This is a genomic window from Microvirga puerhi (assembly GCF_020089865.1).
Classification (GTDB): domain Bacteria; phylum Pseudomonadota; class Alphaproteobacteria; order Rhizobiales; family Beijerinckiaceae; genus Microvirga; species Microvirga puerhi.
Genome location: NZ_JAIRBM010000003.1, coordinates 14,767 through 28,863, shown reverse-complemented (window position 1 = coordinate 28,863; position 14,097 = coordinate 14,767). Strand labels below are relative to the sequence as shown.

Annotated in this window: 10 protein-coding genes; 3 read left to right on the top strand and 7 right to left on the bottom strand. The window is 62.1% G+C overall.

Translation table 11 applies throughout. The features are described 5' to 3' along the window. Positions 1-2: 2 nt before the first annotated feature. The 3 genes from K9B37_RS04515 to K9B37_RS04505 form a co-directional block, all read right to left on the bottom strand. Positions 3-698, bottom strand: coding sequence for a class I SAM-dependent methyltransferase (locus tag K9B37_RS04515; RefSeq protein WP_224311632.1), 696 nt, complete (start codon positions 696-698; stop codon positions 3-5). Positions 699-909: 211 nt separating this feature from the next. Further along, complete coding sequence (locus tag K9B37_RS04510) at positions 910-2,385, bottom strand: aldehyde dehydrogenase family protein (RefSeq protein ID WP_224311631.1); 1,476 nt, start codon at positions 2,383-2,385, stop codon at positions 910-912. Between the two features lie 58 nt (positions 2,386-2,443). Continuing rightward, positions 2,444-3,142 carry a GntR family transcriptional regulator gene (locus tag K9B37_RS04505; RefSeq protein ID WP_224311630.1) on the bottom strand — a complete coding sequence of 233 codons (699 nt, stop codon included), beginning with the start codon at positions 3,140-3,142 and terminating at the stop codon, positions 2,444-2,446. 125 nt (positions 3,143-3,267) lie between these two features. On the opposite strand from K9B37_RS04505, the gene K9B37_RS04500 reads away from it, so the two are divergent. The 3 genes from K9B37_RS04500 to K9B37_RS04490 all read left to right on the top strand — a co-directional run bounded on the left by K9B37_RS04500 (position 3,268) and on the right by K9B37_RS04490 (position 6,561). Then, the gene (locus K9B37_RS04500; RefSeq protein WP_224311629.1) at positions 3,268-4,197 is read left to right on the top strand and encodes a dihydrodipicolinate synthase family protein; all 930 of its coding nucleotides are present in this window, start codon (positions 3,268-3,270) and stop codon (positions 4,195-4,197) included. Positions 4,198-4,285: 88 nt separating this feature from the next. Beyond that, positions 4,286-5,308 carry a 4-hydroxyproline epimerase gene (locus tag K9B37_RS04495; protein ID WP_224311628.1) on the top strand — a complete coding sequence of 341 codons (1,023 nt, stop codon included), beginning with the start codon at positions 4,286-4,288 and terminating at the stop codon, positions 5,306-5,308. Between the two features lie 11 nt (positions 5,309-5,319). Continuing rightward, on the top strand, positions 5,320-6,561 hold the full coding sequence (locus K9B37_RS04490; protein WP_224311627.1) for an NAD(P)/FAD-dependent oxidoreductase: 1,242 nt from the start codon (positions 5,320-5,322) through the stop codon (positions 6,559-6,561). Positions 6,562-6,569: 8 nt separating this feature from the next. Here K9B37_RS04490 and K9B37_RS04485 read toward each other — a convergent pair whose 3' ends face one another. The 4 genes from K9B37_RS04485 to K9B37_RS04465 all read right to left on the bottom strand — a co-directional run bounded on the left by K9B37_RS04485 (position 6,570) and on the right by K9B37_RS04465 (position 14,069). After that, entirely contained in the window at positions 6,570-8,846 is a 2,277-nt protein-coding gene (locus tag K9B37_RS04485) for a CDC48 family AAA ATPase (RefSeq protein WP_224311626.1), read from the bottom strand. A 197-nt stretch (positions 8,847-9,043) separates the two neighbouring features. After that, positions 9,044-10,153: an AI-2E family transporter gene (locus tag K9B37_RS04480; protein WP_224311625.1), complete on the bottom strand. Its 1,110-nt coding sequence runs from the start codon at positions 10,151-10,153 to the stop codon at positions 9,044-9,046. A 108-nt stretch (positions 10,154-10,261) separates the two neighbouring features. After that, on the bottom strand, positions 10,262-11,560 hold the full coding sequence (locus K9B37_RS04475; RefSeq protein ID WP_224311624.1) for an adenylate/guanylate cyclase domain-containing protein: 1,299 nt from the start codon (positions 11,558-11,560) through the stop codon (positions 10,262-10,264). Between the two features lie 445 nt (positions 11,561-12,005). Continuing rightward, positions 12,006-14,069: a cadherin domain-containing protein gene (locus tag K9B37_RS04465; RefSeq protein ID WP_305072126.1), complete on the bottom strand. Its 2,064-nt coding sequence runs from the start codon at positions 14,067-14,069 to the stop codon at positions 12,006-12,008. Between the last annotated feature and the right edge of the window lie 28 nt (positions 14,070-14,097).

Below are 14,097 nucleotides of genomic sequence, written 5' to 3'. Positions count from 1 at the left end.
GCTCACACTTTCACCGCCGAGAAGAACAGGAATCGCGGCTTGGTCGTCAGGCTCTGATAGGCCTCCGGAAAAAGGGTGCGGGCGCGAGGGTCGGGTTGCGGCTCGCTCAGGACGTCGATCTGAAATCCAGCCGCTTTGAGTGCGTCGAACATGGCATGAAGCGGTCGATGCCAGAAGCGCATCACGATGTCCTTCCCGCCACGCTGCCAGGTCTCGTTGAAGCTGTAGGTCTCGAAGTAATTGTCGTGTCCGGTCGACGGGTGATCCATGAAGGGATGGTGCGTGGAGAAAACCAGACGACCGCCTTGGGGCAGAAGGCGATTGAACTCCGAGAGGGGCAGCGACCAGTCAGGCAGATAGTGCATGACAAGCGAGGCGAGGATCACGTCGAACGCGCCATCTTCAAAGGGCAGTGGCTTGTTCAGATCAGCCGACAGCAATCGCGCACGCCCTCCAAGACGACGTTGTGCGATTTCCAGCAAGCCCGAACTTGAGTCGATACCGGTCAGGATCGCCCCTCGGTCGAGAAGCGCTGCACCATGAGCCCCGCCGCCGCATCCCGCATCGAGCACCCGAAGCCCGGCGACCTCGCCAACGAGCGAAAGAATGGCCGGCCGTTCATAATAGGCATTCCAGGCGTTGGCTTCGTTGTCGGCGTCATAATCGGCCGCGAATGCATCATAGTCGTTCTCGGGCAAGATTTTCCCTTTCCGGGGCTTGTGGAGAAGCAAGTACTCATGACCCCCGATGCGACCGATACGTCCATCGCACGAATCTGCCAATTTTCCGGCAGATTATGCGTTCCGCTTTCGATCAATAAGTCCTGAGCCCGAATAAGAAACGCCCTCCCGGTCCTGTGAACCGGAAGGGCGCTTGCTGTTGCGATTGGCTGCGCCGATGCGGATCCGCTCACTCGCTGGAGCGGGTCTTCGGCGGTTCGCCGGTATTGCCGTCAAACGTATAGGCGGTCTTCACCGTGGTGTAGAACTCTTCCGCATAACGTCCCTGTTCGCGCGGACCGTAGGACGAGCCTTTGCGGCCGCCGAATGGCACATGATAGTCGACGCCCGCCGTCGGCAGGTTGACCATCACCATGCCTGCTTCCGCATTGCGCTTGAAGTGGCTGGCATGTTTCAGGCTGGTAGTGCAGATGCCGGACGAAAGCCCGAACGGCGTGTCGTTCGCCACCGCCAGCGCCTCGTCGTAGTCGCGCACCCGCGTCACCGTCGCGACCGGCCCAAAGATCTCTTCGCGGGCGATGCGCATGGAATTGTCCACCTCCGTGAACAAAGCGGGAGCCATATAGAAGCCGGGATTGTCCCGGTTCAGAAGCTCGCCGCCACCGACGAGCTTGGCACCCTCGTCCTGACCGATGCGGATATAGGACAGATCCTGATCGAGCTGATTCTGGTCGACCACCGGACCGATCTGCGTGCCGGCTTTCAGAGCATCGTCCACGACGAGGCTCTTCATCCGCTCGCTCAAGGCATCGACGAAGCGATTGTGCACGCCCTCCGTCACGATCAGCCGCGAGGAGGCCGTGCAACGCTGACCCGTGGAGAAGAACGCGCCGTTGATGGCGCAGTCCACCGCCACGTTGAGATCGGCGTCGTCGAGCACCACCATCGGGTTCTTGCCGCCCATTTCGAGCTGCAGTTTCTTCATCGGATCGGCGGCGATAGCGGTGGCAGCCACCCGACGGCCGGTTGCGACAGAACCGGTGAAGGAGATTGCCGAGACTTTCGGGCTCTTGAGCATGGCCTCGCCCACTGTCGAGCCCTTGCCCATCACCAGGTTGAATACGCCTGCCGGAATGCCGGTCCGCGCAATGATTTCGGAGAGGGCATGTGCGGAGCCGGGAACGAGTTCCGCCGGCTTGAACACCACGGTGTTGCCGTAGGCGAGCGCAGGGGCGATCTTCCAGGCGGGAATCGCGATCGGGAAGTTCCACGGTGTGATCAGACCAACGACACCGACTGCCTCGCGGGTGATCTCCACATCGACGTTCGGACGCACGGATGGCAGCTTGTCGCCGGCCATCCGCAGGGTTTCGCCGGAGAAGAACAGAAAGATCTGGCCCGCGCGGACGACCTCACCAATGCCTTCGGGCAGGGTCTTGCCTTCCTCGCGTGACAGGAGGCGGCCAAGCTCGTCCTTGCGGGCGATGATCTCGTCGCCGATGGCTTTCAGGATATCGTGCCGCTTCTGGATCGAGGACCGCGACCAAGCCGGGAAGGCATCGTAAGCCGCAGCAATAGCGCGCTCGGCATCGGCCGCTTCGGCGCGAGCAAAGTCGCCCACCACGTCATTGGTATTCGATGGGTTGATGTTGGGCGCTCCATGCGCCGCCTCGGTCCACGCACCCGCAATGTAATTCGGCTTCATCTCTCTGCTCCATCCTACTTAGACTTTTGAATGTCTAGGTCTTCAAACGGTCGCGGTATCACGCCTTATGGTGATCCCTGATATATTCGCGAAGGGACTTCCCCGCATTCTCGATATGCGTCTTCAGCAAGGCGCAGGCCGCTGCAATCTTTCCTTCGGCGCAAAGCTCGACCAATTCGGCATGCTCGGCCTCGGCGCGCTCCATGCCATCGGTGAGCGAGAGCTGCAGCCGCGTATGCCGGTCGCATTCCTGGAGAAGGTTGAACACCATCGCCATGGTGCGGGGCTGTTCCGCGTGGCGGTAGAGCAGGCGATGGAATTCCGTATTGAGTTCGCCCCAACGGCCCACATGCTGAGCCCGCAGCTCGGCGCCATATTCCTGAAGGATCGCCCGAAGCTGCCGGTAGTCCTCCTCCGTCAGATGGCGCGCGGAGGCTTTCAGGAGGCGAGGTTCGAGGAGCGCGCGCAGCTCGAAGAGCTCCTCGACCTCCTCGGTAGAGAGCTCCGATACGATGGCGCCGCGATGCGGGTGGATCTTTACGAGGCCTTCGGCTTCGAGCTGCATCAGGGCCTCGCGGACCGGAATCCGGCTGACGCCGAACTCGCTCGCCAGCGCGTCCTGGCGCAGCTGAAAGCCCGCGGCGAAGTCGCCGTCGATGATCCGGCGGCGCAAATCCTCCGCGACGGCGGCGGAGATCGTCCGATGCCGAAGGGTTTTCTGAACCGGCTTCGCGGCAGAGGCAGCTTTGAGGGTCATTGCGACGAAATGAGAATGGATAGGTTGGACAGGACCATAGCACCTTCGGACGGCATTGGGTTGACAGAGAAGATTTTATACAATCTACATTATGCGATCTCAACCTCCAACAGGAGTATGGCGCCATGGCGAAGGCAATCGGCTGGGAAGGCGTCTTTCCGGCAGTCACGACCCAGTTCAGATCCGATTTTTCCCTCGATCTCGATGCCACGGCGAAGGTCCTCGAGGGCCTGATCCGGGACAGCGTCTCGGGTCTGATCGTGTGCGGCACGGTCGGAGAGAACACGTCGCTGAGCCGGGCCGAGAAGGTCGCGGTGATGGAGACCGCGAAGGCGATCTCCCGTGGCCGTGTTCCGGTGATCGCCGGGGTCGCCGAATTCACCACGGCTTTCGCCTGCGAGACCGCGAAGGAAGCGGCGCGTGTCGGCATCGACGGCATCATGGTGATGCCGGCCCTCGTCTATTCCTCGAAGCCGCATGAGACCGCGGCGCATTTCCGTAGCGTCGCCAAGGCCACCGACCTTCCCGTCATGGTCTACAACAACCCGCCGATCTACAAGAACGACGTGACGCCCGAGATTCTTGTCTCCCTCGCCGATTGCGAGACGATCGTCTGCTTCAAGGACTCCTCCGGCGATACCCGTCGCTTCACCGATGTGAAGAACATGGTGGGCGACCGGTTCGTGATCTTCTCCGGCCTCGACGACGTGGTGGTGGAGAGCGTGATGCTCGGCGCGCAGGGCTGGGTTTCCGGCATGTCGAACGCCTTCCCGCGCGAGGGCGAGACCCTGTTCCGCCTCGCCAAGGCCGGCCGCTACGACGAGGCCATGCCCCTCTACGAGTGGTTCATGCCCCTGCTCCACCTCGATGCCCGCCCCGATCTCGTGCAATGCATCAAGCTGTGCGAGGAGATCATGGGACGCGGCTCCTCCATCACGCGGCCGCCGCGGCTGCCCCTGAGCAACGAGGAGCGCGCCACCGTCGAGGCCATCATGGCCAAGGCCCTGAAGACCCGCCCCGCTCTCCCCGAAGTAGGCCTCAAGCCGGCGGCCTGATCCCGCGGGCGGTCGAAAGCCTCTCGGCTCGACCGCCCCTTTTGTTTTCCGCTATACGTGACGACCGATTGCCACCCGAGAATTCCTCATGACGCGGCACACCTTCTTCTGCATCGACGGCCATACCTGCGGAAACCCGGTCCGCGTGGTGACCGGAGGCAGCATTCCGACGCTCCACGGCGAGACCATGTTCGACCGCCGCCAGCACTTCCTGGCCGAGCACGACTGGATCCGCACCGGGCTGATGTTCGAGCCGCGCGGACACGACATGATGTCGGGCTCGATCCTCTATCCGCCGACACGCCTCGATTGCGACGTCGGCATTCTGTTCATCGAGACGTCCGGCTGCCTGCCCATGTGCGGCCACGGCACGATCGGCACCGTGACCATCGCGATCGAGAACGGGCTCATTCACCCGAAGACGCCGGGCCTCTTGAAGCTCGATACGCCCGCTGGGCTCGTCGAGGCGCGCTACGAGCAGAACGGTCCGTTCATCGAGAAGGTCCGCATCACGAACGTGCCGTCGTTTCTCTATGGAACGGATTACGAGGTCGAGGTCGAAGGTCTCGGGACGCTCAAGGTGGACGTGGCCTATGGCGGCAATTTCTACGCCATCGTCGAGCCGCAGGAACGCTACGCCGACCTGTCGGCGGTCAACCCATCCGACGTCCTGCGCTGGAGTCCGAAGCTGCGCGAGGCGTTCAACGCCCGCCACACGATCGCCCATCCGACCAATCCGGCCATCAACCGCCTCACGCATGTGATGTGGACCGGCAAGCCGCAGACGGCGTGGGGCACGGCGCGCAATGCGGTGTTCTACGGCGACAAAGCCATCGACCGTTCGCCCTGCGGCACCGGCACCTCGGCGCGCATGGCGCAGCTCGCCGCGCGCGGCGAACTGAAGGAAGGCGACGACTTCGTGCACGAGAGCATCATCGGCTCGACCTTCACGGGCCGCATCGAGGGACGCGCCAAGGTCGGAGACCGGGATGCCATCATCCCGTCGATCGAGGGCTGGGCGCGCGTCACGGGGTTCAACACCATCGTCATCGACGACCGTGATCCTTTCGCCCACGGCTTCCAGGTGGTCGACCAGACCGGTCGCGCCTGAGGGCAGACGCCATGCGGATCACGATCATCGGTGCGGGCATCGTCGGCCTCGCGACGGCTCACGCGCTTCTCGACCAGGGACACGCGGTCACCCTCGTCGACCCAGGCGGGAAACAGGGACGTCCGACGGACGGCAATGCCGGCTGGATCGCCCATACCGATATCATGCCTCTGGCCTCGCCGAAGGTCTGGCGGAATCTGCCGCGCTGGCTGATGGATCCCCTCGGCCCGCTCGCCATCAGGCCCGGCTACCTGCCGCATCTGGCGCCCTGGCTGATGCGCTTCGTGCTGGCCTCCTCTCCGGCCCGCATTGAATCGAGCATCACGGCCATCCGCGCCATCAACGCCGAGGCCCTGCCATCCTGGAAGGCGCTCCTTGCCTCGCTCGACCTGGCAGATCATCTGCGCGAGCGCGGCCTCCTGACGGTGTGGCGCGATCGCAGCGCCTTCCAAAAATCGGAAGACGTCTTCGCCCGACAACACCAATTCGGAATCGCGGTTGAGGCCCTCGCATCGGAAGACGTCGCACGTATCGAGCCGGCACTGCAGAATGTCGAAGCGGCGGTGCTTTATCCGGAAATATGCCACGTTTCCGATCCCGCGATCCTGGCTTCCGAACTCCTCAAGCTCGCCCTTGCACGGGGCGCCGTGCAGGTCGCGGAGCAGGCCGTGGCCGTCGACCCGAAGGACGATATCGTGCACGTCCACACGGACGGAGACGTAAAAAACGTCACATCCGACCGGATCGTGATCGCTGCCGGAATCTGGTCGCGATCTCTGGCACAACAGCTCGGTGACCGGATCCTGCTCGATACGGAGCGCGGCTACAACGCCACTTTTCCAAAAGGCACCTTCGGCCTCGGCCGCCCGGTCATGTTCGAGGGCGAAGGCTTCGTCACGACACCGCTCGATACGGGGGACAGGGTCGGCGGTGCGGTGGAATTCGCGGGAACGCAGGCACCTCCCAATCATCGCCGCACCGACGCCATCCTGCAGCGGCTGAAGCGCTTCCTGCCCCATCTAGACGAAACGCAACCGGCCAAACGGTGGATGGGTTTCCGTCCCTCGCTTCCCGATTCGCTGCCCGTCATTGGCCCGGCCAGCATGGACCGTAGGATCCTCTATGCCTTCGGACACGGTCATCATGGCCTGACGCAGGCTGCCGTGACCGCGCGGATGGCGGCGGCAATGATCGACGGACGAAGCAGCCCGGTCGATCCTACCCCCTTCGCGGCGCAGCGCTTCTGGCGCTGAAGACCGGCCTATTCCGCCGCCTGCCGGACAGGCATGAAACCGATCGGCTGGCGCTGTGGGCCTTCCTGCCTCAGGGTGCGGAGCATCTCCTGATATTCCTGCTCCATTTCGGGCGTCACGGAGGGCCGGGTTTCGCGTAAAGCCCGTTCGAAATGCTCCATGGTCACCGTCTGCGCTTCGATGGATTCGCGTAAGGCAAGAAGGCCGGCGCGGCGCGTCAGATCCTCCAGATCCGCGCCGGTGAAGCGGTTCGTGCGCTCGGCCAGATTGTCGAGATCGACATCCTCGGCGAGGGGCATGTCTCTGGTGTGAATGCCAAGAATATGCCGCCGCCCCTGGGCATCGGGTACAGAGACGTAAATCAGCTCGTCGAAGCGTCCCGGACGCAGGAGCGCCGGATCGACCAGATTGGGCCGGTTGGTGGCAGCCATCACGACCACACCCTGCAGCTCTTCAAGACCGTCCATTTCGGCCAGGATCGTGTTGACGACCCGCTCGGTGACGGCAGGCTCGCCGAGGCCGCCGCCGCGCACCGGTGCGAGGGAATCGATCTCGTCGATGAAGATCACGGTCGGAGCCACCTGCCGGGCACGCGCGAAGAGACGCGAGACCTGCTGCTCGGATTCGCCGTACCATTTGGACAGAAGATCGGAGGATTTCGTCGCGACGAAATTCGCCTGCGCCTCACGCGCCACCGCCTTGGCGAGAAGCGTCTTGCCGGTTCCGGGCGGGCCGAAGAGCAGAAAACCCTTGGCCGGGCGGATCCCCATTCGCCGAAAGGCCTCCGGGCTCTTGAGAGGCAGCTCGACGCCTTCCTGCAGCTTCGTCCGCGCCTCCTCCAGGCCGCCGATATCGCTCCAGGTCACGTTCGGGACCTGAATCATGATTTCCCGCAGGGCAGAAGGCTGGACGCGCCTCATGGCATTCATGAAGTCCGCCCGCGTAACCTGGAGTTTCTCCAGGACCTCGGCGGGAATTCCTTCCTTGAGATTGATGCCGGGCAGGATGCGGCGCAGGGAATCCATGGCCGCCTCGCGCGCCAGAGCCGACAGATCCGCGCCGACGAAGCCGTAAGTCGTGCGGGCGATCTCGCCGAGATCCACATCCTCGGCGAGCGGCATGCCACGGGTATGGATCGCCAGAACCTCGCGCCGCCCTGGCTCGTCCGGCACGCCGATGACGATCTCCCGATCGAACCGTCCCGGTCGGCGAAGAGCCTCATCGATGGCTTCACGGCGGTTGGTGGCGCCAATCACCACGATGTTCTGGCGCGGCTCAAGGCCGTCCATCAAGGTGAGGAGCTGCGCCACGATGCGGCGCTCCACCTCGCCCGTCACCTCCTCGCGCTTGGGCGCAATGCTGTCGATCTCGTCGATGAAGATGATGGCCGGGGAATTCTGCTGCGCCTCCTGGAAGACCTCCCGCAGGCGCTGCTCGGATTCGCCATAGTGCCGGCCCATGATCTCGGGGCCCGCGATATGGAAGAACTGTGCCTCCGTCTCGTTGGCGACCGCGCGGGCCAGCAGCGTCTTGCCGGTACCGGGCGGGCCGTAGAGCAGGACGCCCTTCGGCGGATCGATGCCGAGGCGCTGGAACAGCTCCGGGTGGCGCAAGGGCAGCTCGACCATTTCACGGACCTGATCGACGGTGTCGCCCAGGCCGCCGATGTCGTCATAGGTCACATCGGCCCGGCGCGCCTCCTTCGGCTCCTCGAATTGCGGTCGCAGCTCCATCTCGGTCTCGGCGGTGACCTGCACGATTCCCCGAGGCTGAGTCGATACCACCACGAGGCGGATTTCCTGCAGACCGTAGGCAGGCATGTTCAAGAGGCCGCGCAGTTCCTCGGGGAGACGTGGGTCGATGGCACGGGGTGAATGGACCGAGGTCGAAATCACGTCGCCGGCAGCCAGAGGACGCATGTAGAAGGTCCGCCGCAGCGCCTCGGCGGAACCTTGCAGACGGACGTTCTTCTGCGCCGGCGCCAGTACGATTCTGGTCGCGGGACGCACCTCGGCGCGCCTGATCTCCACGTGATCGCCGCTGCCGACGCCCGCATTCACGCGCTGCAGACCATCAAGGCGGATGATGTTGAGACCCTCGTCCTCTGCATAGGGAGGAACGGCGATCGCAGTGGTGTGCCGCTTGCCGACGATTTCGATCGGCTGCCCCTCCTGGAGACCGAGTTCCGCCAAGACCTTCTGACTGACCCGCGCGACGCCACGTCCGGCATCCTCCGGCCGTGCGTTGGCCACCTGCAGCCTGACGCCCTGAATCTCCTCTGCCATGATAGTCTCCCCTCGCCTTGAAGCGACGGGAAATCCTGTCCCGCGGCATCAGACGCCCTTGTTGCAACATTGCGGATGGGACGCATCCAGGCGAACCCGGACGGAGGACAAACGTTCGGCCTAGGGAGTTGTTGCATGTTTGACGGGAAGAACGGCGCCCATACGGAACGAAGCAATGAACCGCATCGCGTGAGAGCCTACGCGGTTTCAGATGCAGCTTCGCTGGTACGCCCCCAGTCCTGAAACAGGGTATGAGCAACCGCAAGCAGGACCGGGCCAAGAAAAACACCGACGATCCCGAAAGTGACAAGCCCCCCGAGCACGCCCAGGAAGATCAGCAACATCGGCATCCTGACGCCACGGCTAATGAGATATGGGCGCAGGATGTTGTCGAGGCTGCCGACGAAAACGCCGTTCCAGATCATCACGAATATGGCCCAACCAGTATGGCCCTGCGACATCAGCCACAGGCCGGCCGGGAGCCAGAGCACCACGAGACCCAATGGAAGTAACGTGGCTATCAATCCCACGGCGCCGAACACAACGGCGCCGGGCACACCGGCGATCCCGAAGCTGACACCCAACAGGATGCCCTGAATGAGGGCCGTACCCAACACCCCGTTGACCACGCTGACGATGGTCTTGCCCGCAATCTGCAAGACATGCTGCGCTCGCCAGCCACCTAACCGACTCATGGCCCATTCAAGGCGCCTCTCGACATAGGCACCGTCGCGATAGAAAAAGAAGGCAAGAACGATTCCGAATATGACCTGGAGCGTTCCCGAAAGGAGAGAGGCTCCCGTCGATAACGCCTCCTCGCGCAGCGGTTGCACATAGGGCGCGAGCGTCGGCCAAAGCTCCGCACCTTTCTGCGATATGTCAGTCCATATCCGTTCAGCTTCTTTTCCAACCAGAGGCAGGCTTCCCAGCCAGCGAGGCGGTGGAAGCCCCTGATCGATCGCGACATGGATGGCCGCAGCGAGCCGGGCGACATCATCCGCCAGATTTGCGCCCAAGATCACGAGCGGCACCACGAGAAAACCCGCAATCGTGAGGGTTGTGACGAGGGCTGCGGGGTTCTGCCGTCCGCCAAACATATGTTCAACGCGTCGGAACAATCCCCATGTCGACACGCAGAGAATGACGGCAAGCAAGATGGCGGTCAGAAACGGCTTCAGAACGAAGAAGCAGCCGGCCATCAGAACCAGGAGCAAGACCAGGCCGATCGCCTTTTCGACATAGGACCCTTCCTGAGAGGCCGTCTGCTCCGAGGAATTCACGGTCTCCTGTACAGCCTTGGAGTGCATGGCTCTCCCCCTTTCGAAGACAGCCCCGGACGAAACCGCGCCTTTATGCTCTGAACGGTGAAGACGCACCGTCGATGCAAGAGGCCAAGCTGGGAACTCGTCTTCCGTTCAGGCTCGGATCCCCGCGTTGTCAGATCCCGCGCTTCTCCGGATACCGCTCATTCGCCAGAATGCATCGCTGGGACTGACGCCGTCCGAATCCGTACAGAGGTCCGGGCGAATGCGGTCCAGGAAATACATGTCGATAGCACCGATATGCTTTACCTGGACAGAACCTCGGGCCTCGATCTCGAACAGACGGGAGACGTGATGCAATGTGCTGGCGGAAATATTCACGCGACCTGGCTCGCAGGCCTCCTCCAAACGCTGCGCCACATTCACCGCATTGCCCCATACATCATAAGTGAAGCGGCGCTGTCCGACGATTCCGGCCACGACGGGACCTGAATTGACACCGATCCGCAGCTCCCACAGCGGCAAGCGCAGCTTTTCACGCTGCAGGTTGGAAGTGTGAATGAACCGCTGCATCTGTAATGCAGCAAGACATGCATCGATGGGATGGCTGCGATTTTCCACCGGCAGGCCGCCTGCCGCAATGAAGGCATCACCGACCGTCTTGATCGTCTCCATTCCGTGGCTTTGCGCAATCTCGTCGAAGCGCGCAAAATTCAGGTCGAGCTGTCGGATCAGTCCGGCCGGATCGAGGGTTTCGGTGAGACGCGTAAACGCCTTGAAGTCTGCAAAGAGAATGGTGGTTGCCTCGTGGGAGCGCGGCTCGACTCTGCCGCTCGTCTGAAGCTCTTCGGCGATTGATTCCGGCAGGATGTTTTTGAGAAGCTTTTCCGAACGCTCGCGCGCCGCTTCGGCAGCAGCTCGTGCTTGCGAGACTTCGCCGATAAGCTCGTCGCGCTCCAGAAGCTGCCTGCGCAGTTCGAGCTGGGCCATGGCCTGCTGCGCTAGGCGGCGCACTGCTTCCCGCTGCGACGGGCGTAGCTCGAGCGGTTCGAACCCGATGACACAGAGCGTGCCGAGGGCGAAGCCTTCCCGGTTGATCAGGGGCATCCCGCAATAGAACCGGGCGAAGGGCTCGCCGGTCACCATGGGCAGATCACGAAAGCGCTCGCTCGCCGTCAAATCCGGCTCGTAGATCAGATCGTTGGAACACAGTGTCGTGTTGCACATCGTGATCTCACGCGGACACTCGACCATATCGGCCGGCAGGCCATACTTGGATTTCAGCCATGCGCGCCGCTCGTCCATGAGACTGATCAGGGCAACCGGACAGCCGCAGATCTCGGCCGCCAGCTCGGTCAGTGCATCATAGGAAAATTCCGGAGCGGTATTCAGGACCCGATACAGGGCAAGGGCTGCAACCCGGTCCACTTCCTGGGAGGAGAGCTCATCCATCGGTCCGCTCCCTCAGCCGTTGGTCTTCGGCCGATCTGCAGACGCCCCCAACCTATTTTGCCGATCATAGCAAGAAACGACACTAGGCAAAGCCTGAGAATGCGGCTCCGCCATTTGCAGGATCACAATGCAAGGATGCGACGAGTTGAGAGCAATCTTAGGAGGGAGACGAATCCCGCCATGCCACATCCGCGTAGCCAGCGGCGGAATGGAATATTTGCCGCCCTTACCGGCATCTGGACCGCTCGCCATGTCGACTCCGCCCGAACCGTAGGACGTATCGGAGCTAAGTGTGAAGCCCACTGCCACGGTCCGGCAACGGCGATGCCCATGGGTGTTGGGTATCCAAGTCAGTCATCGGTCAAGTCGCGCGTTCCTGGCCTATGCATGAAACGGCGGAGCCCTACAGGACCAGCAGGAAATCCAGGACAAATCGGTGATTGACTCAAATCACCATGAAGTCGTGATAGGTGAGCTTGAGCTTGGTCGACAGGACTGCGATCTGAATCGCCGAAGCCTTGCCGGTTCCATCGGGATCGTAGAACAGGGCACCGGTCTTCTTGTTGTAGATGATTCTATCGTCCTTGTCGTGGACGTGGTCGCCGATCCAAAAGGCGCCCTTGGCGAGGGTGCCCTTCTTGGGCAGCTTGGAGAAGATCTTTCGCGACAGATCGATCGTATCGTCGACCGGCGTAAAGCCGTAGATGGTATCGACATTCGAGCGCACATTCGGTTTCGTGTCGAACACGAACACATCCTTGCCGATGCCGCCGATAAGCGCATCGTTTCCGGCGCCGCCGATCAGCGTGTCATTGCCGCCCTGTCCCCATAGGGTATCGTTGCCGCCAAGTCCCTTGATCAGGTCGTTGCCATCTTCTCCCACAAGGGAATCCTGCTTCGCGGTGCCGGTCAGTTTCAGCGGATTGGTTTCGACGACGTTGCGGACGTTGATCGTGACCGCCTTGACGAGATCCTTGCCGTAAGCGTCGCTGGCTTTAACGGCGATGGTGTATTGCTTCGCGGTCTCGTAATCGAGCGCTCCCTGCAGGACGAGATTCGTGCCGTTGAGACCAAACAGGCCGCCCGCGTTCGAAACGAGGGAATAAGTCAGCGTGTCGTTGTCAGGATCAGATCCGAATAGGGTCCCGATGGTCGTGCCGGGCGCCGCCGTCTCGGATATGGTGCTTCCCGACAGAAAAATGCTCGATGGCGCACCGTTGACCAACGCAATGGTCTTGTCAGCGAACTGCGCAAGCCGGACATCCTTCAAGATGTCCTGCCCTTCGGGCCCGGCGATGGTGAAGGTACCGTCGGTGTTGGACGTGATCGTGTAAGCCGTGCTGTTGCCAGTATAGACCGCCCTGTCCTCACCGGCGCCTCCATCGAGAAGATCGTTTCCGAGTCCCCCCGTCAGCGTGTCGTTACCGTTGCCCCCCGTCAGCGTGTTGTTGCCGTCGTTGCCCGTGAGCTTGTCCGCTCCAGAGCCGCCTTCGAGGTTCTCGATTCCGATCAGCGTATCGCTGCCATAGACGCCGGCGTCCTGTGCTCCATTGATCGCGAGACTGACAGTGACTCCGGACGAGCCTGAATAGCGCGCCGTATCAATACCATCGCCGCCATCAAGGGTATCGTTGCCAAACCCACCCTCGAGCGTATCGGCGCCGGCACCGCCTTGGAGCTTGTTGGCGACATCGCTGCCGGTCAGCTTGTCGGCCTGGGCGCTGCCAATGATATTCTCGACATTGAGGATCTGATCGGACTGAAAGCCGATCCACTGGCTTCCAGACAGCGCCAGGCTGAGTGTGACACTCGCCGTTGCCCAGGAATAATCGATCGTATCGGCGGTACCGACTCCGCCGTCGATGTAGTTGCTGCCGGGGCCGCCGGAAAAGGTCTCATTTCCGACGCCGCCATAAGCCGTATCATCTCCCGCCCCGAGTTCGATCCGTCCGACCACGGTTCCTTGGGTACCGTCATAGAAATCGCTGCCAGCTCCAAGATCAATGATCGTGACGCTCGCATCATTGCCTGTCGTCTTGATCAGGCCGGCATTTGTGACATGATCGGCGCCGATATTTCCCTGAATCGCGAGGCCCGAAGCGGAGACGGTTCCGAGATTGTAGAGATCGAGCTTGTCTGCGACTGAGGGCTGTTGCGCATTGGCGGATTCGACAACGATCCCCTTGGTTCCGGTGATCTGGCCGTAATTCGTGACGAAGCCCGTTCCAGCTGCCAGGAAGTGGACGCCGATACCATTGGTCGACTGGATGGTCCCGTCGTTATAGATGGCGCTACCGTTGCCCTTCACCTCCACCGCATTGCCGTTGCCCTGAACTTTGAAGGTCTCGGCGATCGAGATCCTCTGCTTGGCTTGGGTCATGAGCGCGACGCCGGTCGCGTTGACGATGTCGAGGCCGACGAAGGTCGTGCCGGCATCGGGAAGTTCGACGAGGGCGTTGGTGCCCGGTTGCGGCAACGGATGGGTGGCGTCGAAAAAGTAATTGGTCATGGAAATCCGCCAGGAATCGAGAAATGGA

Bases quoted from the DNA above. Each gene is read 5' to 3' on its own strand.
- K9B37_RS04495 (WP_224311628.1), top strand. From the start codon at position 4,286: ATGACGCGGCACACCTTCTTCTGCATCGACGGCCATACCTGCGGAAAC.
- K9B37_RS04510 (WP_224311631.1), bottom strand. From the start codon at position 2,385: ATGAAGCCGAATTACATTGCGGGTGCGTGGACCGAGGCGGCGCATGGA.
- K9B37_RS04475 (WP_224311624.1), bottom strand. From the start codon at position 11,560: ATGGATGAGCTCTCCTCCCAGGAAGTGGACCGGGTTGCAGCCCTTGCC.
- K9B37_RS04500 (WP_224311629.1), top strand. From the start codon at position 3,268: ATGGCGAAGGCAATCGGCTGGGAAGGCGTCTTTCCGGCAGTCACGACC.
- K9B37_RS04490 (WP_224311627.1), top strand. From the start codon at position 5,320: ATGCGGATCACGATCATCGGTGCGGGCATCGTCGGCCTCGCGACGGCT.
- K9B37_RS04480 (WP_224311625.1), bottom strand. From the start codon at position 10,153: ATGCACTCCAAGGCTGTACAGGAGACCGTGAATTCCTCGGAGCAGACG.
- K9B37_RS04505 (WP_224311630.1), bottom strand. From the start codon at position 3,142: ATGACCCTCAAAGCTGCCTCTGCCGCGAAGCCGGTTCAGAAAACCCTT.
- K9B37_RS04465 (WP_305072126.1), bottom strand. From the start codon at position 14,069: ATGACCAATTACTTTTTCGACGCCACCCATCCGTTGCCGCAACCGGGC.
- K9B37_RS04485 (WP_224311626.1), bottom strand. From the start codon at position 8,846: ATGGCAGAGGAGATTCAGGGCGTCAGGCTGCAGGTGGCCAACGCACGG.